The following is a 25,599-nucleotide window of genomic DNA, read 5'->3' as shown; positions in this document are numbered from 1 at the left end:
AGATGTCTTCTCCCGAAACTTCCCGGACCCGCGCGCTATCGGTCGCGGATACCCTGCGCAACCGCATCTTCGACGGCGAGATTCCGCCCGGGTCCCACTTGATGGAGGTCACACTGGCCCAGGAGTTGGGCGTCTCCCGCACGCCGGTGCGCGATGCGCTGGCCCGGCTCGCCGACGAGGGCCTGCTGGTCTACCAGCCCAATCGCGGCTTCCTGGTCCGCCGCTTCCAGCCCAAGGACATCAAGGACGCCTTCACCGTGCGGGCCACGCTCGAGGGCTTGGGCTGCCGGCTGATCGGCGAGCGCGGCCTGATGCACGCCGAACAGGAGCGCCTGGGCGGCCTCCTGGCGGCTCAGCGGCGGGTGCTGCATGAGGAAGAGTGGAACGACCAGCAGGCCCTGCTGTGGCAGAACATGAATCTCGACTTTCACTACGCGCTGCTGGAGTTGGCGGACAACAGCTGGCTGACCGACGCCGTGCGCCGCGCGAGGCAGTTGCCCATCATCTTCGACAGCAAATCGCATCCCCACGACCATGACGCCCTGATGCTGCTGTACCAGCGCGACCACAGTCGGCAGGCGCTGGCGGAGCACTACCGCATCGTGGACGCGCTGGCGCTGCGCGAGGTCGGCCGCGCCGAGGCACTGATGCGCGAGCACATCCTTACCAATCGTGACGTGCTGATCCGCGCCCTAGGGGCGAACAGGCTGGGTGCAGCGGCACAGGTGCCCGGCAGCGGCGGCCAACTGCTTTCCTAGTAGAGCGGCGGCGTTTCCCCCCGCTCGTGCTCGTGCTCGTGCTTGGCGAGCCAGCGCAGGTAGCGATTTCGATCGACGTGGTGGAGTAGGTGACGAAATTTGGGGAGGCGCTGGATTCAGTGTTGTGTCGTTTTCTGAGCCTCCCAAGCCCATGGATGCGCCCGGCGTTCGCGAAGAAACGGTTCTGCCCTATAAAGGGAACGGCAGCGCCGCGATGACCGACACGTCATTGGTGCGAGCCCGTGGCGTTACCTGACGCCACGGTGTGAGCCCGCGTCTGAGCCTGGTCTGGGAATCGTCAGCGACAGTGGCGAGCGGCGTGAGCCGCATCCCGTTTGAGAGATCGAGTCGAATTCGACGCTTCCCATGACGCTGCCGTTCATCAACGATGTCCGGCATCAGCTTCGGCACGTAGGCCTCAACTTTCGCTATGGACATCCGACGATGAGCAATCACGCGGAACAAGCCTCGCCCGCCCTATCCCATCTGTCCCATCCCGGAACCGCGGGCTATGCCGATGTGCCCCAGTTTCTGACCGGGGGTCCCCTTCCTTTTCGCCGCACCATCCGTCGCCCCGAATTGCACCAGATCGTTCCCCTGGCCGAGACCACGATCTATGAGATGGAGCAACGCGGCGAATTCCCGTGGTGCTTCCGGCTTACCGCCCGCTGCGTCGTCTGGGACTTGGAGGAAATCAAGGCATGGATCGAGGCACGCAAGCAAGCATCTCGGTCCGGGCGAGTTGATCAGGCTTCCGGCCCAGACGTCAGGCAGCGTAAGCGTCGGCCCGTGCGAAACAACGCCGACGCCCAATAGCACCGGCGGTTCACCCGGCCCGGCCTGCGATTCGCTCCAGTGCCTGCTCAAGCTCGCGGCGATCTGCCTCGCGCTTGGCCGCGGTACGCTGGGCCAGGTTATGCAACTTCCGCCGAACACCCGGCAACTGACTCGCATGAGAAAGCCCAAGAAGGCCGAAGTCCGGCTTCTCGTCTTCTACTGACCGAAGAAAGGCGCACGAAGGCTTGTCCAGCCATCCCGCCACGCGTGCCAGCAAACGCTCACGGCTCTCCAGCAATGCCTCCGCGCTGATTGGCTCGGCTGTCATTCCCCTGAAATGCACATCGAACGTCGCCGCGAAATCCGCCGGCACGCGAGGCCTCAGCATTTCCCAGGCTGGTTTGGGGCTGCAGGTCAGGTACACCAGGAAGGTTCGCCAGAGCATTTCGTCCGCCCGCGGGTCCTCCAACAGCAGGCCCACATCGAACAGGTCGCGCGGATGCTGCCGCGACAATGCGGCTGCCAGCTTGCCAGCATAGAGGTCAGCGAAATCCAGTACCTGCATGGAGGCAAAGCCGAAAGCCTCTTCGACCTTCGGCCTGACCACCATGCTGCGCACCGGATGCACCGTCCCTCGCATGACTGGCGTCGTCTCGATCTGCACGCGCGCGCGTCCGCGACTGGCCACCAGCCGCGTAGTCGATCCCGTGCCCTCGCCCGCCGACGACTGCACCTGCAGTTGCAGCGGACGGGCACGCAGCGCATCGGCCAGTTGCTCCAGCGCCGCCGCGATCAAAGCGGCATCCTCGGCGAAGTCATGTACGGGCAGCCAGGCCAGATCGATGTCCACCGACAACCTTGGCAGATCATGCTCGAACAGGTTGATCGCCGTACCCCCCTTGAGCGCGAAGCGCGGCTCCTGTGCCAGCACCGGCAGGATGTCGACCAGCAATTGCACCCGGTCGGTGTAGCGCTTATCCCAGATGCTCATCCAGGTCTCCAGGCAAGGTGATCTGATAGGTCGGTTGCAGGCGTCCGCCAGGCACCAGCGCGCGCTTGCCCCGCCCCAGATCGACACCTTGGAGCGGCACATGCGACAGCCACGCATGCCGATGGCGTTCGGCCAGGGCCAGGAACAGACGTTTGGCCTTGATGCTTCGGCAATGGCGCAGCAGCATGCCGACCCGTTGCGGTCGCAGCGTGGCCATTGCCTGCATCAAGGCATCGGCCTCATAGACCAAGGCCGCATCCGTCACGCCATCACACAGCTCCAGCATGGCCCGCTCCGGCGTGGAGCAAGCCAGCGCATCCGTCCCGGAGCTGGTCTCTTGCCATGCCAATCCCTGATCGAGCATCGCCTTTTCCGGCATTTCGGGCGTGAAGCGCAATACTGGCAGGTCGAATGGCCCTTTGCCTCGCAATTCGAAGCGCTCGTTCAAAGGCAGCTTGCTCACCCATCCTGGTAGCCGGTCCGGCCCATAGAGCGTGATCGTGCCGGCTTCGCCCAGGCGCAGGTAGTGCTCGTGCCCCTGGAAGGCGAGCGCAAAGCGCCCCCCGACATGCAGCGACAATGCCTCGCCGAACTGGAGGCTGCGGACCGCGCCCTCCCATTGCAAGCGTCCGCCCTTCCTCAAATAGACGCCACGCGCCGGCGACACCAGCCAGCCACTGGCCACGTAGCGTGAGACGAGGCTGTTGGAATAGCCCTGTGCCCGCAGCCACCGACTGGAAACCAGGGTGGTGTCGCCAAGTTGGGTCAGGAGGCGGTTTAGCTTTCCAGCATTTTGATCACTCATGGTGCTCAAAATACACCCTTCATAAACCTCCGCCAACCCCATTTGGTTTAAAAAAATCAAAAATAGATCACTCAGAGTGTTCTTTTTGCCACAATTGTGAACCATCGGCAGGCGATCAGCGCCATGCCCGGATATGAGAACCATAGGAACCACCCTCACCGCGCCGCGCTCAGCACCGGCACCGACACGTTCGCGGGCATCAGCGTCGGCACGTGCGTTCGGCCATCGATCCAGGCATCGACCATGTCGGCCCACTCCTGCAGCAGGTGGCGTCGCTGGTCTGCGTACTCGGCCTTGTTGTAGACCGAGCGCGAGGAACGTCCCTCCTCGTGCGCCAGGCACTTTTCGATCCAGTCGCGGTTGAAGCCCACTTCGTTGAGCAGCGTCGAACCGGTACGGCGCAGGTCGTGGACGGTGAACGGCTCGAGCGGCAGGCCTGCGGCCTTCGCGCGCTCGGCCACAATCTGCGTGACCCGGTTCAAAGTCGCCTTCGACATGCAGCGGTCGGCGTCGTAGCGCGACGGCAAGACGAACTTGGAGCCAGCTGCGCAGGTGTGCGGCGCCACGAAGATGTCCAGCGCCTGGCGCGACAGATAGACTACGTGCGAATTGCGCCCCTTCATCCGCTGCTTCGGAATCGTCCAAGTCGCACTCTCGAAGTCCACCTCATTCCAGGTCGCCTCGATCAGTTCGCTCTTGCGCACCAGCGTCAGCAAGATCAGACGCAAGGCTAGCCGGATCGTCGGATATGTGGCAACGGACTCCAGTTGGTGGAGTGCCTACCGGATTTCCAGCGGCGACAAGGCTCGATCCTTCGGCACGAAGCTCGCAATCGAGGCAGCGCCCACGTCGTCGGCCGGGTTGTCCACCTTCTCACCATGCAGGATGGCGAAGACATAGACCTGTTTCACGATGTCGCGGACATGCACCGCGGTGGCGGGCGCACCGCGCGCCTTCACCTTGCCGCATAGGGCACGCAGGTCATCGGCGGTGATTTCGTTGAGCAGCCGGTTCTGGAAGGCCGGCAGGATGTCCCGATCGACGATGCTCTTACGCATCGCTCGCGTGCTGTCGGCCATCCGGGCACCGGCCAGCCATTGAGCGGTCATGTCGCCAAAGTTCTTGGCGGCGGTCAGGCGGCGCTTCTCGCGCTGCTTCTCGTGGGCTGGGGACTTGCCCTGGGCGACGGCCTTCTTGGCGTCAATCAGCTTCTCGCGGGCCAGGGCGAGCGAGACGCCGGCCGGCCCGTAGCGGCCAATGGTCAGCGTCTCGCGCTGGCCATTGAGACGGTAATCGTAGCGGAAGGTGACGGTACCGGTGGGCGATACCGTCACGTACATGCCATCGCGGTCGGAAGCCTTGTATGTCTTGGACTTAGGCTTGAGATTGCGCAGTGCAGTGTCGGTAAGCATCGAGGTTTTTCCTCCTGTTCGTGACGGCTTTTACCGTCAGGGGCCAGGAGACCTGCTGATGCCGGGAAAGCCGCATAAAACAAGCTTTCCCGAAGAGACTTTTACCGTCAAAGACCGATTTGGTCTGGATAGTAAACGGGAGGGCCTTAATCCGGCCTCCGGGTTCTACCGCCACTTCTACCGCCAACCTGTTCCGCTGGCCGGCGATAGTCACCGATAGCTGCCGCAACCGATTTCTTTTGAAATCAATACGTTACGGCGATTTTTCGATAGCTGGCGATAGTCCCCGAAGGACCTGATTTCACTCCCACTCGATCGTCGCCGGCGGCTTGCCCGACACGTCATACACCACGCGATTCAAACCACGCACCTCATTGATGATGCGGTTCGAGCACCGCCCCAGCAGCGCGTACGGCAAATGTGCCCAATGCGCCGTCATGAAATCCGTGGTCTGCACCGCACGCAGCGCCACCACGTAGTCATAGGTGCGGCCGTCGCCCATCACGCCAACGGACTTGACCGGCAGGAACACCGCAAACGCCTGGCTGGTCAGGTCGTACCAGCTCTTGCCCACTTGCGAGGGCTCGCACATGCCGGCGGCGGCATCCTGCTCGGTAGCCACCGTGCCACGCAGCTCTTCGATGAAGATCGCATCTGCGCGGCGCAGCAGCTCGGCGTAGTCGCGCTTGACTTCGCCCAGGATACGCACGCCCAGGCCCGGGCCCGGGAACGGATGGCGGTAGACCATTTCCGGCGGCAGGCCGAGCGCCACGCCGAGTTCGCGGACTTCGTCCTTGAACAGGTCGCGCAGCGGCTCGAGCAGCTTGAGGCCCAGCGTTTCCGGCAGGCCTCCCACATTGTGGTGGCTCTTGATGGTGGTGGCCTTCTTGGTCTTGGTGCCACCGGATTCCACCACGTCGGGGTAGATCGTGCCTTGGGCCAGCCACTTCGCATTGGTCAGCTTCTTGGCTTCGGCCTGGAACACTTCGACGAACTCGCGACCGATGATCTTGCGCTTTTGCTCGGGATCGGTCACGCCGGCCAGGTGGCCGAGGAACTGCTCGGAGGCGTCGATGGCGATGACCTTGGCATGCAGGCGGCCGGCGAACATGTCCATCACCATCTTGCCTTCGTTCAGGCGCAGCAGGCCGTGGTCGACGAACACGCAGGTGAGCTGGTCGCCGATGGCGCGATGGATCAGGGCCGCGGCCACCGAGGAATCGACGCCGCCGGACAGGCCAAGGATCACTTCTTCGTCGCCCACCTGTTCGCGGATCTTGGCGACGGCTTCGGCGATATGGTCGTGCATGACCCAGTCAGGCTTGGCGCCGGCGATCTTCAGCACGAAGCGCTCGAGCATGTCGCGGCCCTTGGCCGTGTGCGTGACTTCCGGGTGGAACTGCACTGCATAGTAGCCGCGCGCTTCGTCGGCCATGCCGGCGATCGGGCAGCTCGGCGTGGAGGCCATCAGCTTGAAGCCGGGCGGCAGCTCGGCAACCTTGTCGCCATGGCTCATCCAGACCTTGAGCATGCCGTGGCCTTCGGGCGTGGAGAAGTCTTCCAGGTCCTTGAGCAGCGCGGTGTGGCCATGCGCGCGCATCTCGGCGTAGCCGAACTCGCGATGGTCGCTCCACTCCACCTTGCCGCCCAGCTGCACGGCCATGGTCTGCATGCCGTAGCAGATGCCCAGCACCGGCACGCCGAGGTCCCACACGGCCTGCGGCGCGCGCAGCTGGTGGTCTTCGTAGGTGCTGGCGTGGCTGCCGGACAGGATGATGCCCTTGGGCGCGAACTCGCGCACGAATTCGTCCGTGACGTCGTTCGGGTGGATCTCGCAGTAGACGTGCGCTTCGCGCACGCGGCGGGCGATCAGCTGCGTAACTTGCGAGCCGAAATCAAGGATGAGGACTTTGTCGTGCATGATGGGCGGATGGCGTTTCGTCCGGCGCGGGCTCGGTCATCACTTCGGTGCCCGGACCATAGCCGGGCGGTGGCGTGACACTCGGCTCGCGCCGGTATTCGGGTGATTGCGGCCGGCGTGCCACGGGGGCGGCGCCGGCATCCTTGTTTTGCGTTTCTTTTTGCAGCTCGCGTTGCTCGCGTTCGCGCACGCGTACGCGCTTGGCGGCCGGGATCTGCACCGCGGCGAAGAAGGCCAGCATCGCAGCCAGCACCGGCAGCCAGATCTTTCCGGCGCCCTGCACGGGCAGGTCGAACATAAGCATCCACGCCACGATCAGCACCGCGCTGGCCAGGTTGACCTGCCCGACCGTTCGCGCCACCGCCACCGTGAGCTGCCCGTTGACGGTCGCCTGCCACAGGAGCAAGGCCAGGCCGATCAGGGCCACGCCGAGCAACTGCCCGTACATGGCGGGCTGCGGCTGCGGCAGTTGCAGCGCGCTGTAGAAGGTCGTGAAAGGCGACAGCAGCATGACGATGCCGAGCAGCAGATTCAGCAATGCGTCCAGGAACAGCACGGCACGCAGCAATACTTTCATAAGAACTCCTCCGGCCTGGCGCGGGGCCTGGCTTGGGGGCGGCGCCGGTCGGCGCAGCCGGCGCGCGGCTGGCAGGACATCCGGGTCCCGCGCAGCCGCCAGTTCATAGAGACCTGCCTGGTCGACGCACTTGTTCGACTCAGTCCGACTTAGTCGATGTAGTAGTTCGGCGCTTCCTTGGTGATCTGCACGTCGTGCACATGCGACTCGCGCATGCCCGCGGCGGTGATCTGCACGAACTCGGACGTCTCGTGCCAGTCGGCGATCGAGCTGCTGCCGCAATAACCCATGGAGGCACGCACGCCGCCGCACATCTGGTGGATGATGGCGGTGACCGAGCCCTTGTAGGCCACGCGGCCTTCAATGCCTTCGGGGACCAGCTTGTCGACGTTGGCGGTGTTGTCTTCCTGGAAGTAACGATCTGCCGCGCCGTCCTTCATCGCGCCGACCGAACCCATGCCGCGGTAGCTCTTGAAAGAACGCCCTTGGTACAAGAACACTTCGCCCGGTGCCTCTTCGGTACCGGAGAACATGCCGCCCATCATGACCACATGCGCGCCGGCAGCCAGTGCCTTGGCGATGTCGCCCGAGTAGCGGATGCCGCCGTCGGCCACCAGCGGCACGCCGGTGCCCTTGAGGGCTTCGGCCACGTTGGAGACCGCGGTGATCTGCGGCACGCCCACGCCAGCGACGATACGGGTGGTGCAGATCGAACCCGGGCCGATGCCGACCTTGACGCCGTCGGCGCCATGATCGACCAGCGCCCGCGCGGCCGAGCCGGTGGCGATGTTGCCGCCGATCACCTGCACCTGCGGATAGTTCTGCTTGACCCAGCGCACGCGGTCCAGCACGCCCTGGCTGTGGCCGTGGGCGGTGTCTACCACGATCACGTCCACGCCGGCCTTGACCAGCAGGTCGACGCGTTCATCGTTGTCAGGGCCCACGCCGACTGCGGCGCCTACGCGCAGCTGGCCGCGGTCATCCTTGCTGGCGAGCGGATGCTCCACTGCCTTCTGGATGTCCTTGACGGTGATCAGGCCGTTCAGCTCGAAGTCCTTGTTGACCACCAGCACGCGCTCGAGGCGGTGGCGGTTCATCAGGCGCTTGGCGTCTTCCAGCGAGGCGTCTTCGCCCACCGTGACGAGCTTTTCGCGCGGGGTCATCTTGGCGCGCGCGGGCGCGTCGAGTTCTTCCTCGAAACGCAGGTCGCGGTTGGTGATGATGCCGACGACCGTCTTGCCTTCCACCACCGGGAAACCGGAGATGCCGTATTGATGTGATAATGCAATCACATCACGGATCTTCATGTCCGGGGGAATGGTGATGGGGTCACGCAGCACGCCGGATTCGTAGCGCTTCACGCGCGCCACTTCCCGGGCCTGGTCGGCCGGCTTCAGGTTCTTGTGGACGATGCCGATACCACCGGCCTGCGCCATGGCAATCGCCAGGCGGGCTTCCGTGACGGTATCCATGGCGGCGGATACCAGCGGAATGTTCAATTCGATCGAACGGGTCAGGCGGGTACGGAGCGAAACATCCCGGGGCAGTACCGACGAATAAGCCGGCACGAGGAGCACGTCATCGAATGTGAGTGCTTTCTGGACAAGACGCATAGCAATTCCTCTAGGCGCAAAACCGAATTATACAGGAATGGCACGTTTCTTGACGCGCCTGCGAGTGCCCTTGTTCAAGTCTGCTATGCTCTTTGTCTTTTTTTCAGGGATAGGCAAGCAACAATGGGTATCGGCGTACTGTGCGGCCTGCTGGCCGGCGCCTTCTGGGGCATGGTGTTCATTGCCCCCAAGCTGCTGCCCGTATTCTCCCCCTGGGAACTCGCGATCGGCCGCTACCTGGCCTACGGGCTGGTCGCTTTCATCGCCGCGGTGCCGCTGATGAAGCGCATTGCGCGCAAGCTCACGCGCGCGGATTGCCTTGCACTGCTACGCCAGGCCTTCACCGGCAACCTGCTGTACTACGTGCTGCTGGCGTTTGGCGTACAGCTTGCCGGCGTGGGCCCCACCTCGCTGATCATCGGCATCCTGCCCATCTCCGTCACCATCATGGGCCGGCGCGACCATGGCGCCGTGCCGCTGTCGCGCCTGATCTGGCCGTTGCTGGTGGTGGCCGCCGGCATCGCCTGCATCAATATCGACCTATTCTCCGGCGCAGGGCACGCGCATGGCGCTGCCGCGGGCGAGGCGGTGCGCAGCGTCTGGCAACGCCTGGCCGGCGTGATGTGCGCGGCCGGCGCGCTGGTGTGCTGGACGCTCTACGCGGTCGATAACGCACGCTACCTGCAGCGCAACCCGCAGTACAGCGGCAATGAATGGTCCGCGCTCTATGGCATCTCCACCGGCGTGGTGTCGGTGGTGCTGGCGCTGCTGGCATTGCTGGGCTGGCTGGTGGCCGGCGACAGCCTCGCCGCGGCCAGCGGCGGGCGCGACTGGCAATGGTTCTGGATGGTTAACGCGGCCGTGGCGCTCGGTGCGTCGCTGATCGGCAACAACCTGTGGAATATCTCCAGCCGCCGCCTGCCGCTCACCTTGTCGGGCCAGATGATCGTGTTCGAGACGTTGTTCGCGCTGGCGTATGGCTTTGTCTTCGACCATCGGCTGCCACGCCCGCTGGAAATCGCGGCCATTGTGTTGCTGATGGTTGGCGTGGCCTGGTCGGTGCGCTTGCACGCTGTCGACAAGTCTGCCTAAACTAGCGGCCAATCCCGGCAGCCAAGGGCGCGCGAGTCACTCGCGCAGTGGGGTTCCAGCCCTGCGCGCCCTGCTGCCGCACTTGTCACCGCAGGCTGCCTCCCTACACGCCAAGCCATGAAACGATCGACCGCGCTCTTCAATCTCGCCACGCTGGCCGCCCTCGCCTGCCTGTGCCAGGCTGCCACCGCCCAGACGGATTCGCAATGGCAGTGGCGCGACGGCAATGGCCGCATGGTCTACAGCGACGTGCCGCCGCCGCCCTCGGTGCCTGCCGCCAGTGTGATCAAGGCCCCCGGACGCTTTGCCGGCAGCTTGCGCCCGATCGAGCCGGGCGGCTCGCCAGCGGCGGGAGCTGGCCCAGCAGGCGTTGTTGCCGGCACCCAGCCTGCGCCGGTGGCGGCCGCGAAGGGCGATGGCAAGGTAAAAGCGGAGTCCATGGCAAGTGCCGAGGAGGCCTTCCAAAAGCGCCGTGCCGCGCAGTCGAAAGCGGAAGCGGACCAGGCCGCCAAAGACCTGGCCGCGCAGGAACGCCAGGTGCGCTGCGCGCAATCGCGCAACTATGCGACTTCGCTGCAGCAGAACCGCCGCATTGCCGTGTCAGCGCCAGACGGCACGCCGCGTCATCTGAACGATGACGAGCGGCAGGCCGAATTGCAACGCGTCAACGCCAGTCTCGAGCAAAACTGCGCCTGAGCGCCTGCGTACTCCGTGCCGGCGCCAGTCAGCCGCCACGCAGCCATTTCAGCCCTTCGCGCGTGCCGCCCTTGCGGGTCTTCTGCACGCGCCGGTTGCGCGCCGACTTGGGATCGGCCACCAGCGGGCGATAGACCTCGATGCGGTCGCCGGCCCGCACCAGGGTGTCCGGTGTCTTGAGCTTGCTGAAAATGCCGACCCGCATGGTGGCGGGATCCACCTCCGGACAAGCCTGCAGCAAGCCCGAAGCGGCAATCGCGGCGACAATGGTGGTGCCGGGGGGCACCTCGAGTTCCTTCAGGAAGGCGTCGCCAGGACGGGCGTAGCAAACCGAGATACGCACCGCAGGTGCAGTGCCGGGGATGCCGGCCTCGTCAGCCATTGCCATAGACCACTTCGGCACGCTTGACGAACGCGTCGACAAACGTATTGGCGATCATGTTGAACACCGGCCCGATGATTTTCTCCAGCAGGAAGCTCGAGAACTCGTAGTGCAGGTGGAATTCGATCTTGCAGGCATCCTCGCGCAGGGGCGTGAAGCGCCAGGAGCCGCTGAAGGTCTTGAAGGGCCCATCCTCGAACACCATATCGATCTTGGTGGGCCGCTCCTGCGTATTGCGGGTGTGGAAGTACTGCTTGATGCCGTTGAAGTGGATGTAGATCTTGGCGTCGAGCATTGCCTCGGTCTGCTCGAACACCTCCACGCCACCGCACCAGGGGAGGAACTTGGGATAGTCCTCGACTTGCGTGACCAGGTTGTACATCTGCTCGGCGGAATGGCCGAGCAGCACGGATTTATGGACGTCTGCCATGTAGTGGGGAATCATGGCCCGCGCGAAGCGCCGCCAGCGCCATGACGCACTGCGGAATCCACCGGAGCGGGCCGGTTTGCTAGAATCCCGATTTTAGCCCACGCGCGCGCCGACGGCACCCCGGACGCGCACGATAGCGCTCAAACCACGGCCTTATGGCCTTGCGTGGCCCTGCAGCGTCGCCGCAGCGGCCTTCCCCTTCGTTTTTTGGTGTTTGTTTTACTTATCTCCATTTCCACTATCCGGACCGCATGACCATCGCAGACAACAAGAAAGCCTTTTTCGACTACTTCATCGAAGAGCGATATGAGGCGGGGATCGTGCTCGAGGGCTGGGAAGTCAAGGCGATCCGCGCGGGACGCGTGCAGATCAAGGAAGGCTACGTGGTCATTCGCGACGCCGAGCTGTTCCTGATCGGCGCCCATATCAGCGCGCTGAACAGCGCCTCCACCCATATCTCGCCCGATGCGGTGCGCACTCGCAAGCTCCTGCTCAAGGCCGAAGAGATCAAACGCCTGATCGGCAAGGTGGAGCAGCGCGGCTTCACGATCGTGCCGCTCAACCTGCATTACACGCGCGGACGCGTCAAATGCGAGATCGGCCTGGCCAAGGGCAAGAAGATGTTCGACAAGCGCGAAACCGAGAAGAACCGCGACTGGCAGCGGGAGAAAGCGCGGATCATGAAGGGCGCCGGAAAAGAGTAATAGACCGAGGCAGCCTGGCAGCACGCCGCAAGACTGCCGCCTCGCTTCATCTCCCTTCTTCAAGCCCCCTTCTGCTGGCCTTTGACGATCTGCAGCGCCGACGCAATCATGGTGCTCATGTCACCAAGGTTGCCCGGCACGATCAGCGTGTTGCCCTGCTTGGCCAGACTGCCGAAGGCGCTCACGTACTCCTCCGCCACCTTCAGGTTGACCGCCTCCATGCCGCCGTCCGTGCGGATGGCATGTCCGATCTTCTCGATGGCCTGCGCGTTGGCCTCCGCCACCGCCAGGATCGCCGAGGCCTCGCCCTGCGCCCGGTTGATGGCCGCCTGCCGCTCGCCTTCGGACTTCTGGATGGCGGCCTCGCGCGCGCCCGTGGCCAGGTTGATCTGCTCCTGGCGCTTGCCTTCCGACGCGGCGATCAGCGCGCGCTTTTCACGCTCGGCGGTAATCTGCGCCTGCATCGCGTGCAGGATTTCCTTGGGCGGAGTGAGATCCTTGATCTCGTAGCGCAGCACCTTCACGCCCCAGCTCGCGGCGGCCTCGTCCAGCGCATTGACCACGCTGTGGTTGATGTACTCGCGCTCCTCGAAGGTCTTGTCCAGCTCCAGCTTGCCGATCACCGAGCGCAGCGTGGTCTGCGACAGCTGAGTGATGGCCACCACGAAATTGCTGGATCCGTAGGACGCTTTCATCGGGTCGGTGACCTGGAAGTACAGCACGCCGTCCACCTGCAATTGCGTGTTGTCCTTGGTAATGCAGATCTGGCTCGGCACATCGAGCGGGATTTCCTTCAGGACATGCTTGTAGGCCACGCGGTCGATGAAGGGCAGCACGACGGTCAGCCCCGGCGTCAGCGTGGCGCGGTACTTGCCGAGGCGTTCCAGCACCCAGGCATGCTGCTGCGGCACGATCTTGAAGCTTTGCGCCACCAGCACGATGACGGCGACCAGGATCAGCAGGGGCAGCAGGCTGCCGAAGAATTCGAACATGGGACCTCCGTGACGGGGTTGAAAAAACGAACGGCGAGAAACCGGTGGAAATCGAGGCCACGCCCTACCGCGGGCTGACGAAGAGCGTATTGCCGCGTACCTCGACGATGCGAAAACGCCCAGGCGCTGCCGGGCCGGCCGCCTGGAGCTCCACGTCCCAGTCGGTGCCGCGGTAGCGCACCCGCGCCCGCCCGGCCTCGCCCCAGGCCGGCACCTCAAGCTCCTGGCCGATATCCGGGTTGACGTTGGGGTCTCGCTCCGCCGCGTCGCGCTTGACGCGCCCGTAGCGGGAGCGCCGCAGCGCGACAAAGCCGGCTAGCGCCACCAGCGCCGCCATCAGGGTCTGGGCGGCTGCGCCAAGCCCGGCCAGCGCACCCAGGCCGCCCACGGTGGCGCCCAGCGCCACCATCAGCAAATACAAGGTGCCGAGCCCCAGTTCCGCGATCACCAGCACCGCGGCCAGCGCAAACCAGATGTAGTACGGCGCCATATTTCCCCTCCTTGCTTACCTGCTCACCTGCCTTTGTCCTGGCCACGGCCAAAACAAAAAACCCCCGCAGCGCCAGAGCGCCTGCGGGGGTTCGGAACACCTGGCGCAGGGCCGGTGTACCGCTATTGTGACGTCAAATGCCTCAGGAAGCCAGTTGCTTCCAGGTATCGACCACCGAGTCGGGGTTCAGCGAGATCGATTTGATGCCTTCCTTGGCCAGCCACAGCGCAAAGTCCGGGTGGTCCGAGGGGCCCTGGCCGCAGATGCCGACGTACTTGTCCAGGCGCAGCGCGGTGGAGATGGCGCGCGACAACATGAACTTGACGGCCGGGTCGCGTTCGTCGAAGTCCTTGGCCAGCAGCTCCATGCCGGAGTCGCGGTCCAGGCCCAGCGTGAGCTGGGTCAGGTCGTTCGAGCCGATCGAGAAGCCGTCGAAGAACTGCAGGAACTCCTCAGCCAGGATCGCGTTGGACGGCACTTCGCACATCATGATGACGCGCAGGCCGTTCTCGCCGCGCTTCAGGCCGTGCTTGGCCAGCAGGCCGATGACCTTCTCGGCCTGGCCAAGCGTGCGCACGAACGGCACCATGATCTCGACGTTGGTCAGGCCCATGTCGTCGCGCACGCGCTTCATGGCCTTGCATTCCATCTCGAAGGCTTCGGCGAAGTCTTCGGAGATGTAGCGCGAGGCGCCACGGAAACCCAGCATGGGGTTTTCTTCGTCCGGCTCGTAGCGCGAGCCGCCGATCAGCTTCTTGTACTCATTGGACTTGAAGTCCGACAGGCGCACGATGACGGGCTTCGGGTAGAACGCCGCGCCGATGGTGGCGATGCCTTCGGCCAGCTTGTCCACGTAGAACGCGCGCGGGCTGGCATGGCCGCGGGCCACGCTTTCCACGGCCTTCTTCAGGTCGGCATCGACTTGCGGGTAGTCGAGGATGGCCTTCGGGTGGACACCGATGTTGTTGTTGATGATGAACTCGAGGCGGGCCAGGCCAACACCCTGGTTCGGGATCTGGCAGAAGTCGAAGGCCAGCTGCGGGTTACCGACGTTCATCATGATCTTGACGTCGATTTCCGGCATTTCGCCGCGCTGCACTTCGGTGACCTCGGTTTCGAGCAGGCCGTCGTACACACGGCCTTCATCGCCCTCGGCGCACGACACCGTCACCAGCGTGCCGTCCTTGAGCAGGTCGGTGGCGTCGCCGCAGCCGACCACGGCCGGCACGCCGAGCTCGCGCGCGATGATGGCCGCGTGGCAGGTACGGCCACCGCGGTTGGTCACGATGGCGGCGGCGCGCTTCATCACCGGTTCCCAGTTGGGATCGGTCATGTCGGCGACCAGCACGTCACCGGGCTGCACGCGTTCCATTTCGGACGGGTCATTGATCACACGGACGCGGCCGGTGCCGATCTTCTGGCCAATCGCGCGGCCGCTGGTCAGCACGGGCGCGGTGCCCTTGAGCTTGAAGCGCTGCTCTGCCTTGCCCGCGGACTGGCTCTTCACCGTTTCCGGGCGCGCCTGCAGGATGTAGATCTTGCCGTCGCGGCCGTCCTTGCCCCACTCGATGTCCATCGGGCGGCCGTAATGCTTCTCGATGATCATCGCGTACTTGGCCAGCTCCGACACATCGGCGTCGGTGATGGAGTAGCGGTTGCGCAGTTCGATGGGCACGTCGACGGTCTTGACGCGGCCGGCTTCGCCCGGCGCGGTGAATTCCATCTTGATCAGCTTGGAGCCGATCGAGCGGCGGATGATGGGGTACTTGCCCGCTTGCAGCGTGGGCTTGAAGACGTAGAACTCGTCCGGGTTGACCGCGCCCTGCACCACCGTTTCGCCCAGGCCGTAGCTGGAGGTGATGAAGACGACGTCGGGGAAGCCGGATTCGGTGTCGATGGTGAACATCACGCCCGCGGCGCCCACGTCCGAGCGCACCATGCGCTGCACGCCGGCGGACAGCGCGACGATGTCGTGCGCGAAGCCCTTGTGCACGCGATAGGAAATGGCACGGTCGTTGTACAGCGAGGCGAACACATGACGGATCTTGTCCAGCACGTCGTCGATGCCGCTGACGTTGAGGTACGACTCCTGCTGGCCGGCGAACGACGCGTCCGGCAGGTCTTCGGCCGTGGCCGAGGAACGCACGGCGAACGAAGCCTCGGCGCCTTCGCGCTCTTCGGCGCGGGCATAGAACTCGCGGATTTCCTTTTCCAGGCGGGGCTGGAACGGCGCTTCGACGACCCAGCCGCGGATCTCGGCACCGGCTTCGGCCAGGGCCTTGACGTCGTCGACGTTAAGGGCCTTCAGGCGATCGGAAATGCGTTGGGTCAGGTTGCTGTGGGCGAGGAAGTCGCGGAAGGCCAGCGAAGTGGTGGCAAAGCCGCCGGGCACCCGCACGCCAGCCTCGGCCAGCTGCGAGATCATCTCGCCGAGCGACGAATTCTTGCCGCCCACGGTTTCCACATCTTCCTTGCGCAACTGCTCGAACGGCAGCACGTAGGCGCCGTCAATTGCCGGGTTGTTCATAAAAGCCTCAAAACAAAGTAAGAAACCTGTTGCTGACGCCCGGAATATTGTTGGAGTTCTGCTACCGGACGGATCGCTTGGCTAAACAGTCCCAGCGACTCACAATCGGTGTGCGATCGTGATTGCTGCAGCGCACATTGTTGACAATTCGTGGCCGAATCGTTGTGCCAACAGCGCTGGCGGAATTGCTTAGCGAAAAGATCGCCGCTATTCTACCGTGCCGCACCGCACTTTCGCGGAGCGCGGATTCAAAAATAATTGTCCATACATGTCCCTGCCCGACGCTCCCCAGCCCGACGCTCCCGCTGCGCCTCTTGCGCCGCAGCAACCCCAGGAACCGAGTAAGGAGGAGCGCCCCGCCATCCGCACGGTCTTTATCGTCTCCGATGGCACCGGCATTACCGCCGAGACCTTCAGCCACTCGATCCTGGCCCAGTTCGAGATGCGTTTCCGCAAAATGCGTATGCCGTTCGTCGACACACCCGAAAAGGCGCACATCGCGGTGGGCAAGATCAATGAGGCCTTCTACGCGGAAGGCGTGCAGCCCATCGTCTTCACCACCCTGGTCAACCAGGAGTCGAACAAGGCGATCCGCCGCGCCAAGGCCATGATCCTGGATATGTTCCAGACCTTCATCGAGCCGCTGGAGAAGGAACTCGGGCTCAAGTCCACCCATGCGATCGGCCGTTTTCACCAGAACGCGGACACCGAGGCCTACCAGAACCGTATCGAGGCGATCAATTTCTCGCTCGCGCATGACGACGGCCAGTCGCACAAGAACCTGGCCGAGGCCGACATCATCCTGGTGGGCGTGTCGCGCAGCGGCAAGACCCCGACCAGCCTTTACCTTGCCATGCAGTACGGGCTGAAGGCGGCCAATTACCCGCTGATTCCCGACGACTTCGAGCGCGGCAAGCTGCCCACCGCGCTCTACGCGTTCAAGAGCAAGATCTTCGGGCTGTCGATCAATCCGCAGCGCCTGGCCGAGATCCGCAACGAGCGGCGCCCGGGCAGCAAGTACGCAGCGCCGGAGAACTGCCGCTACGAGGTCAACGAGGCCGAGGCCATGATGCGCCGCGAGGGCATCAAATGGCTGTCGTCCACGCACAAGTCGATCGAAGAGATCGCCACCACGATCCTGCAGGAGATCAAGGTGGACCGCGACAGCAATTATTGAAAGCACCCGGCACACCGAACGAAGCCGGACGGTGCGCCCGCTCTCCCGCAAGTGGGAGAGGGGAGAAAACCTAGCGCCAGCGCTTGGCGTCAGCCGCCAGGACGGCGCTGCCGCACCGCCTCGAACAGGCAGATCGCCATCGCGGCCGCCACATTCAGCGACTCCAGTCCGCCCGGCTGCGGAATGCCCACCGTGCGGCTGACCTTGGCCATCCACTCCGGGCTCACGCCCGCGCCTTCATTGCCCACCACCCAGCCAACCGGGCCACGCAGGTCGGTGTCGAACACGGCTGCCTGCGCGTGCGAGGACGTGGCCAGCAGCGGCACCGCCAGACGCGGCGCCAGCATGTCGAGCGTGCAGTGCTCGACGATGTTCAGGTGGAAATTGGCGCCCATGGCGGCGCGCAGGGTCTTGGTCGACCAGGCGAAGGCGCTGCCGGTGACAAGAAAGGCGTGCTGGATGCCCGCGGCCGCGGCGCTGCGCAGGATCGAGCCGACGTTGCCGGCATCCTGGACGCCGTCCAGGATGATGCAATCGGTGTCGATATGCGACGGCAGGTGGCCGGTGGGCGTGTCGATGACCAGCATCAGGTCGATGCCGTTGACCACGCCGGCGATCTGGTCGAACAACGCATCCGCCAGCAGCACCACGCGCTCGGGCTCGATCTGCCTGAGCAGCGCCGCCACCTCGGCATGATCATAGTGCCGCTCGGACACCACGCACTGCACCGGCTGGCCCAGCGCGTCCAGATAGGCTTGCGCCAGGTGCACGCCATCGAGCACCGAATGCCCCGCCTTGCGGCGCGCATGCGTGGAGCCGGTCAGCGCCTTGAGGTGCTTGAACAGCGCGTTCTCGCGCGAAGTGACATGCTTCACAATTGCGGCTCCGGGAATGCTGGCACCGGGGCGGCGGCAACGGGTGCGATGCGCCCCAGCGCGATGGCTTCACGCACGGGCGCAAACGAGCGCCGGTGGTGCGGCGTAGCGCCGAACTCGGCCAGCGCTGCCAGGTGCTGCGGCGTACCGTAGCCGGCGTGGGCATCGAAGCCGTACTGCGGGTACGTGGCGTGCAGCATCAGCAGTTCGCGGTCGCGCGCCACCTTGGCCAGGATGGAGGCCGCCGAGATGGCCTGCACCTTGGCATCGCCCTTGACGATGGCCTCGACTGCAAAACGCACCTGCGGGCAGCGGTTGCCGTCCACCTGCACCAGGTCCGGCTCCAGGCCGGAATCGGCCAGGCCATGCACGGCACGCTGCATGGCCAGCATGGTGGCATGCAGGATGTTGATGGTGTCGATCTCTTCCACCGACGCCTGGGCGATATGCCAGCCCAGGGCGCGCTCGCAGATCTCGTCGAACAGCGCCTCGCGACGGCGCGCGGTCAGCACCTTGGAGTCCGCCAGGCCCTGGATTGGACGAGCCGGGTCCAGCACCACGGCGGCGGCATAGACCGGGCCGGCCAACGGGCCCCTGCCCGCTTCGTCCACGCCGCACAGGTGGCGGACCTGCACGCCGGCGCCGGTCAGGTCGAAACCGAGCTGGGCCGAATCGCCCTTGGCGGTGGCTGTGGGTCGGCGCGCCATTACACGCCCCTCCGCTGCCGGATCAGGTCGGCGACCACGGCCGAAGCGATCTCGGCGGTATTGCGTTTAAGCGTCTGGTGCATCTGGGTGAAATGGTCGCGCAGGAACGCGGTGTTGCCTTCGTCGTTCAGCTGCAGCAGCGTCTCGCGCGCCAATGCCTCGGGCGTGGCGTCGTCCTGCAACAATTCGGGCACGACAAAACGCCCCGACAGGATGTTGGGCAGGCCCACATACGGCAGGTAACCCTGCCGCTTCATGATCTGCGCGGTCAGCCAGGGCACCTTGTACGAGATCACCATGGGCTTCTTGTACAGCGCCGCCTCCAGCGTGGCGGTGCCGCTAGCCAGCAGGATCACGTCGGCAGCTTCCATGGCCAGGTGCGACTGCCCGTCGATGACGGTCAGCGGGATCTGCGGGTACTGCTGGTGCAGGCCCGCGACGATCTCGCGCAGCGGTGCGCTGGCGACCGGCAGCACGAAGGCGAGATTGCCGTCCATGCTGTGCATGCGCGCCATGGCCGCGAAGAACGTCGCGCCCAGGTTGCGCACCTCGGACTGCCGGCTGCCGGGCAGCACGGCCACCACGCGAGGCCCGGCCGGCAGGCCGAGCTTCTCGCGGGCGCCCTGCGTGTCCGGCACCATCGGGATCACGTCGGCTAGCGGATGGCCCACATAGGTGGCGGGAATCCCGGCGCGGGCGTAGATCTCAGGCTCGAACGGGAACAGGCACAGGATGTGGTCGACCGCGCGCGCGATGGTGCGGATACGCCCCCCGCGCCAGGCCCAGATCGACGGGCTGACGAAGTGCACCACCGGAATGCCGGCACGGCGCAGCGGTACCTCGAGCCCGAAGTTGAAATCCGGCGCATCCACGCCGATAAAGCACAGCGGCGGCTGCGCCAGCAGCTTTTCCTTGATGGCGCGGCGCGTGGCGAGGATCTCGCGCAGCGAGCCCAGCACCTCCACGTAGCCGTTGACCGAGAGGGTGTCCATCGGCCATTGCGACTCGAACCCCTGCGCCATCATGCGGGGCCCGCCGATGCCGGCATAGCTGACTTCGCCGAGGCGGGCCTTGAGCCCGCCCATCAGCAAGGAGGCAAGCAGGTCGCCGGAGTTCTCGCCAGCCACCATGGCAATGGTGCCGCGATTGCCCGCGCCCGCCGCAACCGGCGTGGCCTCCATGGCCGGTAGGACACCGTCGACCATGGCTGTATCCGGCTTCAGCGCACAATGCCGCGCTGCGTGGCGGCAATGAAGTCTAGGAAACCCTGCAGCGCTGCCGTGGCGGTGCCTTCGGCCTGCGCGATCAGTTGCGCGATCTCGTTGCGGGCGGCTTCAAAGCTCAGGTCGGACTTGTACAGCACCTTGTAAGCCTGGCGCAGCGCCGCGATCTGCGCGGCGTCAAAACCGCGGCGGCGCATGCCTTCCACGTTGATGCCGTGCGGCGTGGCCTTGTTGCCGCCCTTGTCGCCAGCGGCGATCACGAACGGCGGCAGGTCCTGCACCAGTGCCGAGGCGCCACCCAGCATGGCGTGCGCGCCGATGCGCACGAACTGGTGCACCCCGCTCATCCCGCCAAGAATGGCCCAGTCGCCCACGTGCACGTGGCCGGCGATCTGCGCGTTGCTGGAGAACACCGTGTGGTTGCCCACCTGGCAATCGTGCGCGATGTGCACGTAGGCCATGATCCAGTTGTCGTCGCCGATGCTGGTCACACCCAGGTCCTGCACCGTGCCGGTGTGGATGGTGGTGAATTCGCGGATGGTATTGCGATCGCCGATCACGAGCCGGGTCGGCTCGTTGCGGTACTTCATGTCCTGCGGCGTGCCACCCACCGAAGCGTACGGCCCGATGCGGTTATCCGCGCCAACGGTGGTATGCCCTTCGATGGTGGTATGCGCACCCACCTGGGTACCGCTGCCAAGGCGTACGTGGGGACCCACGATGGAAAACGGCCCGACGGTCACGTCGGCTGCAAGCTCGGCCTTCGGGTCGACCAGTGCGCTGGGATGGATTTGCGTCATGCGTCCTGTCCTATGGTCTGAGATGAAAAGATTGAACGGTCAATACAGTGAGCCGATACGTCCAGGACCTGCCTTCAGGGCGTAGCCCTGATGACTGGCTTGTTAGTCGGCTTGTTTGACGGTGCACATCAACTCAGCTTCGCAAGCCACCTTGTCGTCGACGGTGGCAAATGCCTTGAACTTCCAGATGCCGCGAATATAGCGTTCAACCGATACGGTCATGTGCAGCTGGTCGCCCGGCGTCACAACCTGCTTGAAACGCGCGCCGTCGATGCCGACGAAGTAATACAGCGAGTTCTCCTTGCGCTCCATGTCGGCGCCAAAGGTCAGCAGGCCGGCCGACTGCGCCAGAGCTTCGAGGATCATCACGCCCGGCATCACGGGGTGACCCGGGAAATGGCCCTGGAAGTACGGCTCGTTCATGGTGACGTTCTTCAGCGTTTTGATACGCTTTTGCGGCTCCAGTTCAAGCACGCGGTCTACCATCAGGAACGGGTAACGATGCGGCAGCAGCTTGAGGATCTTGCGGATGTCGATATCGACGGCGTTCATGATTTTTTCTCTTCGGTATGCGGGATAGAATTGCCGGCGTCTTGCCCTTGCAAGCGCTTCTCAAGCTGAATCACGCGGTCGCGCAATTTGCTCAGGCCTCGCAAGGTGGCTGCGGTGCGTTCCCACTCGCCATGCGGCTGGACCGGGAATACGCTCGTGAAATGCCCGCCGGGCTTGGAAATGGATTTAGTGATCGAAGTGCCACCGGAAACCGTGGTGCGGTCGGCGATGTTCAGGTGGCCGGCAAAGTTGGCCGAGCCCCCGATCACGCAGAAGCGCCCGACCTTGGTACTGCCGGCAATCGCCGCGCAGCCCGCGATCACAGTATGCGCGCCGACCCGCACGTTATGCGCGATCTGTACCTGGTTGTCGAGCTTGCAGCCGTCCTCGATGACCGTGTCTGCCATGGCACCGCGATCGATCGCGGTATTGGCGCCGACCTCGACGTCATTGCCCAGCACGGCGCGGCCGGTCTGGGGAATCTTGACGTACTCGACGCCGCCCGGGCCAATGTCCGGCGCAAAGCCGAAGCCATCCGCACCCAGCACCACACCGCTGTGCAGTATGCATCTCATGCCCACCACGCATTGGTGATAGACCGAGACATTGGCGTAGATCAGCGTGTCATCGCCGATCTGCGCCCCCGCGCCGACAAAGCCATTGGCCAGGATGCGCACCCGCTCGCCGATCCGGGCCCCGCTTTCGATCACCACGTTGGGGCCGATAAAGCAGGACGGCGGCACCACGGCGTCGGGCGCCACGCTGGCGCGCGGGTCGATGCCGGTACGGTGGTCGGTGTTGGCGCGGCGCTCGAACCCTTGCGCAATACGGGCAAAGCACACGTAAGGGTTACGTGCCACCAGCCAGTTGCGGCCATTGGCCTGCCCTTCGGCGCGGATGCGCTCCAGGTCGGGCGCCGACACGATGACGGCGCCGGCGCCGGAGGCCAGCGCCTGCGGCAGGTACAGGGGATTCGAGAGGAACGAGAGCTGGTCGGGACCGGCCTGGTCGAGCGGCGCGAGGCCGCGCACGGCGAGGTCGGGATCACCCACAACCTGCGCGCCGGTATCGGTGGCGAGCTGACCCAGTGTGGGTGTTTGCATGGCAGTACTTCCTTGGACGGCGAAAACTGGCAGCTTACTTGCTGCCGGCGTTCAACGCTTTCATCACATCGTCGGTAATGTCGATGCGAGGATTGACGTACACGGCCTCTTGCACGATCAGGTCGTACTTGCGCTGCTCGGCAAGCTGGCGGATCACGCGGTTGGCGCGCTCGAGCACCTGGGCCAGTTCCTCGTTGCGGCGCTGGTTCAGGTCCTCGCGGAATTCACGTTGCTTGCGCTGGAATTCGCGATCCAGATCGGCCACTTCACGCTGGCGGCGTTGGCGGTCGGCATCGGCCAGCACGGCCGTGTCCTTGTCGAGCTTGTCGGCCATGCCCTTGATCTTCTGGGCCATGTCCTGCAACTCGCGGTCACGCTTGGAGAACTCCTGCTCCAGCTTGACCTGGGCCTGCTTGGCAGGCACCGAATCACGCAGGATACGCTCGGAATTGACCGCGGCGATGCGTGCTTCCTGCGCCGTGGCGGGCGCGGCAGCCAGCAGCGCGCCGGCCGTCAGCGCGGCGGCGGCCAGGCTCTTGATCAGTGAGAATGTTGTTTTCATGAATCCGTTCCTCAATCCTTCTTTTCTCTATTCTCGCTCAGAACGCAGTACCGATCTGGAACTGGAAGCGCTGTACCTTGTCGGTCTCGTCCTTCTTCAGCGGGAAGCCCACGCTGATCTTGAGCGGACCGATCGGCGACAGCCAGGACATGCCCACGCCCGTCGAATACTTGAGCTGGCTGAACAGTATCGGGGCCCCTTCCTCGTACACGTTACCAAAGTCGAAGAAGGTGAACAGGCGCAGGGTCCGGTCCACGCCCGAGCCCGGCAGCGGGAAGATGAATTCGACGTTACCGATCATCTTGGAGGCGCCGCCGATCGGGTTGCCGTTCTGGTCCTTCTTGCCCAGCGTGCTGGTCTGGTAGCCGCGAACCGAGCCGATACCACCAGCGTAGAAGTTCTTGAACACCGGGAACGGCGTGTTGCCATAGCCGTGACCGTAAGCCACTTCACCGTTGAAGGCCAGCGTGAAGGCCTTGGACAGCGGATAGAAATATTGCTGCTGGGCACTGGCGCGATAGTACTGCGTATCGCCGCCGGGCACGCCCACTTCAAGGTTGACCTGCGTGTAGGGTCCCTTGGTCGGGACCAGCGCGCTGTCGCGACGGTCACGGGCCCAGCCGATCGTGAACGGGAAGTTATTGATCGGGTCGCCGCTGGACTTGCCGATCTTGGTCAGCCACTGGCCGTACTGGAGCGGGGTGTTCGGCGAGATGGTCACCTGGGTGCGCTCGTAGCCGATACCGAAGAACACGGTATCGGTTTCCGTAAACGGCACGCCGAACTTGACGTTGCCGCCTTCCGATACGATCTTGTAGTCCTGGTCACCGGTGTAGTACAGCGGCCGCGACGTACGGTAGTAGATATCGGTCGAGCGGCTGATGCCGTCCACCGTGAAGTACGGATCGTACTGCGTCAGCGAGATGGTACGGAAGGACTTTGCCGTGTTCACGTCCAGGCCCAGGCTGGTACCCGAACCGAACACGTTGTCCTGGCGCAGGCCGGCCTGCAACACCAGCTTGTCCGTGGAGGAGAAGCCCAGGCCCAGGCTGATCTGGCCGGTCGGCTTTTCGGTCACGTTGACATTCACATCGACCTGGTCGGGCGCGCCGGGCACGTCTTCGGTGGTGATGTTGGTGTCGGTGAAGTAGCCGGTTCGGTTGATACGGGCCTGCGATTGCGTCAGCTTTTCGCTGTCGAACCACGAGCTTTCCATCTGGCGCATTTCGCGGCGCACCACTTCGTCGCGGGTCTTGCTGTTGCCCACCACGTTGACACGGCGGACATAGACGCGACGGCCCGGGTCGACCATCAGGGTCAGCGCGACTTCACGCTTTTCCTTGTCGATCTGCGGCTGCGGGTTAATGGTGGTGAACGCGTAGCCGTAGGTGCCCAGCAAGTCGGTGATGGCCTTGGTGCTCTGGGTCAGCTTCTCGGACGAGAAGACCTCGCCCTTTTGCAGCTTGAGCAGCTTTTCCATCTCGGCCTGCTTGCCGAGCAGCTCGCCCGCCAGGCGGATGTCCGACACCTTGTACTGGTCGCCTTCCTTGATGTTCAGCGTCAGGAAGATGTCCTTCTTGTCCGGCGTGATCGACACCTGCGTCGATTCGATGGCGAACTCGAGGTAGCCGCGGTTCAGGTAGTACGAACGCAGTGCTTCGAGGTCGGCGGTGAGCTTTTGCTTGGAATACAGGTCGTTCTTGGTGTACCAGGACAGCCAGTTCGGGGTCGACAGCTGCATTTCATCGCGCAGCGTGCTTTCCTTGAAGGCCTTGTTGCCGACGATATTGATCTGGCGGATCTTGGCCACCGGACCTTCGTCGACATTGAACACCACCGACACGCGGTTGCGGTCGACCGGGGTGATCGTGGTCTGGACGTCGGCCGCGTAGTAGCCACGCGCCACGTACTGGCGCTTGAGCTCCTGCTCTGCCTTGTCGATCAGGGCCTTGTCGTAGTACCGGGCCTCGGCCACGCCCACCGCGCGCAACGAGCGGCGCAGGGTGTCCTTGTCGAATTCCTTGATGCCGACGAATTCGAGCTGGGAGATGGCGGGACGCTCTTCCACCTGGACCACCAGCACACCATCCTCGGAACGGATCTGGACATCCTTGAAGAACCCGGTGTTATACAGGGCTCGAATGGCGTCCGCGCCCTTGTCGTCGCTGAAGGTTTCGCCGACCTTGACCGGCAGGTAGCCGAACACCGTACCCGGCTCGACCCGCTGCAGGCCCTCGACACGAATGTCCTTGACGACGAATGGCTCCGCGGCCCAACTCACTGGGGTCCAGGCCGCGATGATGGCACTCGCCAGCACGCCCAGCGAGATGCGCTTATGTCTGATCAATCTTGATCCCCTCTTTGATTCCATGCAGGATTGGGCTCCGATGCTTCACGGGGCTGCGCCTTGGCTCGGCATCTGGCGCGGGGTGT

Annotated in this window: 24 protein-coding genes and 1 pseudogene; 6 read left to right on the top strand and 19 right to left on the bottom strand. The window is 64.3% G+C overall.

What is annotated here, in order from left to right:
- Positions 1-2: 2 nt before the first annotated feature.
- Complete coding sequence (locus ACYP5B_RS19110; RefSeq protein WP_459570741.1) at positions 3-758, top strand: GntR family transcriptional regulator; 756 nt, start codon at positions 3-5, stop codon at positions 756-758.
- A gap of 444 nt (positions 759-1,202) precedes the next feature.
- On the top strand, positions 1,203-1,574 hold the full coding sequence (locus tag ACYP5B_RS19105; RefSeq protein WP_459570796.1) for a helix-turn-helix transcriptional regulator: 372 nt from the start codon (positions 1,203-1,205) through the stop codon (positions 1,572-1,574).
- Between the two features lie 10 nt (positions 1,575-1,584).
- Here ACYP5B_RS19105 and ACYP5B_RS19100 read toward each other — a convergent pair whose 3' ends face one another.
- The 6 genes and pseudogenes from ACYP5B_RS19100 to guaB form a co-directional block, all read right to left on the bottom strand.
- A complete protein-coding gene (locus ACYP5B_RS19100) occupies positions 1,585-2,526 on the bottom strand; it encodes a nucleotidyl transferase AbiEii/AbiGii toxin family protein (RefSeq protein WP_459570740.1) in 942 nt (313 codons plus the stop codon).
- Positions 2,510-3,331: a type IV toxin-antitoxin system AbiEi family antitoxin domain-containing protein gene (locus ACYP5B_RS19095; protein WP_459570795.1), complete on the bottom strand. Its 822-nt coding sequence runs from the start codon at positions 3,329-3,331 to the stop codon at positions 2,510-2,512. Before ACYP5B_RS19095 ends, ACYP5B_RS19100 begins: the two co-directional genes overlap by 17 nt.
- Positions 3,332-3,486: 155 nt before the next feature.
- A pseudogene (locus ACYP5B_RS19090) lies at positions 3,487-4,743 on the bottom strand (tyrosine-type recombinase/integrase).
- A 301-nt stretch (positions 4,744-5,044) separates the two neighbouring features.
- Positions 5,045-6,664, bottom strand: coding sequence for a glutamine-hydrolyzing GMP synthase (gene guaA / locus ACYP5B_RS19085; RefSeq protein WP_267603318.1), 1,620 nt, complete (start codon positions 6,662-6,664; stop codon positions 5,045-5,047).
- Positions 6,639-7,241, bottom strand: a complete 603-nt coding sequence (locus ACYP5B_RS19080; protein ID WP_459570739.1) for a hypothetical protein — start codon at positions 7,239-7,241, stop codon at positions 6,639-6,641. Before ACYP5B_RS19080 ends, guaA begins: the two co-directional genes overlap by 26 nt.
- A gap of 149 nt (positions 7,242-7,390) precedes the next feature.
- Complete coding sequence (gene guaB, locus ACYP5B_RS19075; RefSeq protein ID WP_267603323.1) at positions 7,391-8,854, bottom strand: IMP dehydrogenase; 1,464 nt, start codon at positions 8,852-8,854, stop codon at positions 7,391-7,393.
- Positions 8,855-8,977: 123 nt separating this feature from the next.
- Between guaB and ACYP5B_RS19070 the strand changes: the two genes are divergently transcribed.
- Both ACYP5B_RS19070 and ACYP5B_RS19065 read left to right on the top strand, forming a co-directional pair.
- Positions 8,978-9,946 (top strand): DMT family transporter, encoded by a 969-nt coding sequence (locus ACYP5B_RS19070; RefSeq protein WP_400091298.1) that lies wholly within the window; start codon positions 8,978-8,980, stop codon positions 9,944-9,946.
- Positions 9,947-10,063: 117 nt separating this feature from the next.
- A complete protein-coding gene (locus tag ACYP5B_RS19065; RefSeq protein WP_459570738.1) occupies positions 10,064-10,642 on the top strand; it encodes a DUF4124 domain-containing protein in 579 nt (192 codons plus the stop codon).
- A 28-nt stretch (positions 10,643-10,670) separates the two neighbouring features.
- Here ACYP5B_RS19065 and ACYP5B_RS19060 read toward each other — a convergent pair whose 3' ends face one another.
- Positions 10,671-11,024 (bottom strand): RnfH family protein, encoded by a 354-nt coding sequence (locus ACYP5B_RS19060; RefSeq protein WP_400091315.1) that lies wholly within the window; start codon positions 11,022-11,024, stop codon positions 10,671-10,673.
- On the bottom strand, positions 11,017-11,454 hold the full coding sequence (locus ACYP5B_RS19055; protein WP_459570794.1) for a type II toxin-antitoxin system RatA family toxin: 438 nt from the start codon (positions 11,452-11,454) through the stop codon (positions 11,017-11,019). Before ACYP5B_RS19055 ends, ACYP5B_RS19060 begins: the two co-directional genes overlap by 8 nt.
- Before the next feature lie 251 nt (positions 11,455-11,705).
- On the opposite strand from ACYP5B_RS19055, the gene smpB reads away from it, so the two are divergent.
- Positions 11,706-12,158, top strand: coding sequence for an SsrA-binding protein SmpB (gene smpB / locus ACYP5B_RS19050; RefSeq protein WP_267603329.1), 453 nt, complete (start codon positions 11,706-11,708; stop codon positions 12,156-12,158).
- 59 nt (positions 12,159-12,217) lie between these two features.
- Here the strand turns inward: smpB and ACYP5B_RS19045 are convergent, their stop codons facing one another.
- The 3 genes from ACYP5B_RS19045 to ppsA all read right to left on the bottom strand — a co-directional run bounded on the left by ACYP5B_RS19045 (position 12,218) and on the right by ppsA (position 16,167).
- Positions 12,218-13,150 carry an SPFH domain-containing protein gene (locus ACYP5B_RS19045; protein ID WP_267603330.1) on the bottom strand — a complete coding sequence of 311 codons (933 nt, stop codon included), beginning with the start codon at positions 13,148-13,150 and terminating at the stop codon, positions 12,218-12,220.
- A 64-nt stretch (positions 13,151-13,214) separates the two neighbouring features.
- The gene (locus ACYP5B_RS19040; protein WP_267603333.1) at positions 13,215-13,640 is read right to left on the bottom strand and encodes an NfeD family protein; all 426 of its coding nucleotides are present in this window, start codon (positions 13,638-13,640) and stop codon (positions 13,215-13,217) included.
- 142 nt (positions 13,641-13,782) lie between these two features.
- Complete coding sequence (gene ppsA / locus ACYP5B_RS19035; RefSeq protein ID WP_267603334.1) at positions 13,783-16,167, bottom strand: phosphoenolpyruvate synthase; 2,385 nt, start codon at positions 16,165-16,167, stop codon at positions 13,783-13,785.
- A 268-nt stretch (positions 16,168-16,435) separates the two neighbouring features.
- On the opposite strand from ppsA, the gene ppsR reads away from it, so the two are divergent.
- Complete coding sequence (gene ppsR, locus ACYP5B_RS19030) at positions 16,436-17,344, top strand: posphoenolpyruvate synthetase regulatory kinase/phosphorylase PpsR (RefSeq protein WP_459570735.1); 909 nt, start codon at positions 16,436-16,438, stop codon at positions 17,342-17,344.
- A gap of 89 nt (positions 17,345-17,433) precedes the next feature.
- On the opposite strand, the gene ACYP5B_RS19025 is transcribed toward ppsR, so the two are convergent.
- The 8 genes from ACYP5B_RS19025 to bamA all read right to left on the bottom strand — a co-directional run bounded on the left by ACYP5B_RS19025 (position 17,434) and on the right by bamA (position 25,537).
- Positions 17,434-18,219: a TrmH family RNA methyltransferase gene (locus ACYP5B_RS19025; protein WP_459570734.1), complete on the bottom strand. Its 786-nt coding sequence runs from the start codon at positions 18,217-18,219 to the stop codon at positions 17,434-17,436.
- Complete coding sequence (gene rnhB / locus ACYP5B_RS19020; RefSeq protein WP_459570733.1) at positions 18,216-18,926, bottom strand: ribonuclease HII; 711 nt, start codon at positions 18,924-18,926, stop codon at positions 18,216-18,218. Before rnhB ends, ACYP5B_RS19025 begins: the two co-directional genes overlap by 4 nt.
- On the bottom strand, positions 18,926-20,131 hold the full coding sequence (gene lpxB / locus ACYP5B_RS19015) for a lipid-A-disaccharide synthase (protein WP_043346931.1): 1,206 nt from the start codon (positions 20,129-20,131) through the stop codon (positions 18,926-18,928). The genes rnhB and lpxB overlap by 1 nt, the downstream gene beginning before the upstream one ends.
- Before the next feature lie 14 nt (positions 20,132-20,145).
- Positions 20,146-20,949, bottom strand: a complete 804-nt coding sequence (gene lpxA / locus ACYP5B_RS19010; RefSeq protein ID WP_459570732.1) for an acyl-ACP--UDP-N-acetylglucosamine O-acyltransferase — start codon at positions 20,947-20,949, stop codon at positions 20,146-20,148.
- Between the two features lie 102 nt (positions 20,950-21,051).
- Positions 21,052-21,501: a 3-hydroxyacyl-ACP dehydratase FabZ gene (fabZ, locus tag ACYP5B_RS19005; RefSeq protein ID WP_043346934.1), complete on the bottom strand. Its 450-nt coding sequence runs from the start codon at positions 21,499-21,501 to the stop codon at positions 21,052-21,054.
- Positions 21,498-22,604 (bottom strand): UDP-3-O-(3-hydroxymyristoyl)glucosamine N-acyltransferase, encoded by a 1,107-nt coding sequence (gene lpxD / locus ACYP5B_RS19000; RefSeq protein WP_459570731.1) that lies wholly within the window; start codon positions 22,602-22,604, stop codon positions 21,498-21,500. Before lpxD ends, fabZ begins: the two co-directional genes overlap by 4 nt.
- A 34-nt stretch (positions 22,605-22,638) precedes the next feature.
- Entirely contained in the window at positions 22,639-23,166 is a 528-nt protein-coding gene (locus tag ACYP5B_RS18995) for an OmpH/Skp family outer membrane protein (protein WP_459570730.1), read from the bottom strand.
- A 37-nt stretch (positions 23,167-23,203) separates the two neighbouring features.
- On the bottom strand, positions 23,204-25,537 hold the full coding sequence (gene bamA, locus ACYP5B_RS18990; protein ID WP_459570729.1) for an outer membrane protein assembly factor BamA: 2,334 nt from the start codon (positions 25,535-25,537) through the stop codon (positions 23,204-23,206).
- Between the last annotated feature and the right edge of the window lie 62 nt (positions 25,538-25,599).

The organism is Cupriavidus sp. 8B (assembly GCF_054589115.1).
Note: the sequence above shows the minus strand (reverse complement) of the source record. Positions and strands in the feature narration are given on the sequence as shown.

Coding starts and splice junctions, on each gene's coding strand:
- fabZ (WP_043346934.1), bottom strand. CDS start 21,501: ATGAACGCCGTCGATATCGACATCCGCAAGATCCTCAAGCTGCTGCCG.
- ACYP5B_RS19055 (WP_459570794.1), bottom strand. CDS start 11,454: ATGGCAGACGTCCATAAATCCGTGCTGCTCGGCCATTCCGCCGAGCAG.
- ACYP5B_RS19100 (WP_459570740.1), bottom strand. CDS start 2,526: ATGAGCATCTGGGATAAGCGCTACACCGACCGGGTGCAATTGCTGGTC.
- ACYP5B_RS19080 (WP_459570739.1), bottom strand. CDS start 7,241: ATGAAAGTATTGCTGCGTGCCGTGCTGTTCCTGGACGCATTGCTGAAT.
- guaB (WP_267603323.1), bottom strand. CDS start 8,854: ATGCGTCTTGTCCAGAAAGCACTCACATTCGATGACGTGCTCCTCGTG.
- ACYP5B_RS19065 (WP_459570738.1), top strand. CDS start 10,064: ATGAAACGATCGACCGCGCTCTTCAATCTCGCCACGCTGGCCGCCCTC.
- ACYP5B_RS19095 (WP_459570795.1), bottom strand. CDS start 3,331: ATGAGTGATCAAAATGCTGGAAAGCTAAACCGCCTCCTGACCCAACTT.
- lpxA (WP_459570732.1), bottom strand. CDS start 20,949: ATGACGCAAATCCATCCCAGCGCACTGGTCGACCCGAAGGCCGAGCTT.
- ACYP5B_RS19110 (WP_459570741.1), top strand. CDS start 3: ATGTCTTCTCCCGAAACTTCCCGGACCCGCGCGCTATCGGTCGCGGAT.
- rnhB (WP_459570733.1), bottom strand. CDS start 18,926: ATGGCGCGCCGACCCACAGCCACCGCCAAGGGCGATTCGGCCCAGCTC.
- ACYP5B_RS19105 (WP_459570796.1), top strand. CDS start 1,203: ATGAGCAATCACGCGGAACAAGCCTCGCCCGCCCTATCCCATCTGTCC.
- ACYP5B_RS18995 (WP_459570730.1), bottom strand. CDS start 23,166: ATGAAAACAACATTCTCACTGATCAAGAGCCTGGCCGCCGCCGCGCTG.
- ACYP5B_RS19040 (WP_267603333.1), bottom strand. CDS start 13,640: ATGGCGCCGTACTACATCTGGTTTGCGCTGGCCGCGGTGCTGGTGATC.
- ACYP5B_RS19070 (WP_400091298.1), top strand. CDS start 8,978: ATGGGTATCGGCGTACTGTGCGGCCTGCTGGCCGGCGCCTTCTGGGGC.
- ppsA (WP_267603334.1), bottom strand. CDS start 16,167: ATGAACAACCCGGCAATTGACGGCGCCTACGTGCTGCCGTTCGAGCAG.
- bamA (WP_459570729.1), bottom strand. CDS start 25,537: ATGGAATCAAAGAGGGGATCAAGATTGATCAGACATAAGCGCATCTCG.
- ACYP5B_RS19045 (WP_267603330.1), bottom strand. CDS start 13,150: ATGTTCGAATTCTTCGGCAGCCTGCTGCCCCTGCTGATCCTGGTCGCC.
- smpB (WP_267603329.1), top strand. CDS start 11,706: ATGACCATCGCAGACAACAAGAAAGCCTTTTTCGACTACTTCATCGAA.
- lpxB (WP_043346931.1), bottom strand. CDS start 20,131: ATGGTCGACGGTGTCCTACCGGCCATGGAGGCCACGCCGGTTGCGGCG.
- ppsR (WP_459570735.1), top strand. CDS start 16,436: ATGTCCCTGCCCGACGCTCCCCAGCCCGACGCTCCCGCTGCGCCTCTT.
- guaA (WP_267603318.1), bottom strand. CDS start 6,664: ATGCACGACAAAGTCCTCATCCTTGATTTCGGCTCGCAAGTTACGCAG.
- ACYP5B_RS19060 (WP_400091315.1), bottom strand. CDS start 11,024: ATGGCTGACGAGGCCGGCATCCCCGGCACTGCACCTGCGGTGCGTATC.
- lpxD (WP_459570731.1), bottom strand. CDS start 22,604: ATGCAAACACCCACACTGGGTCAGCTCGCCACCGATACCGGCGCGCAG.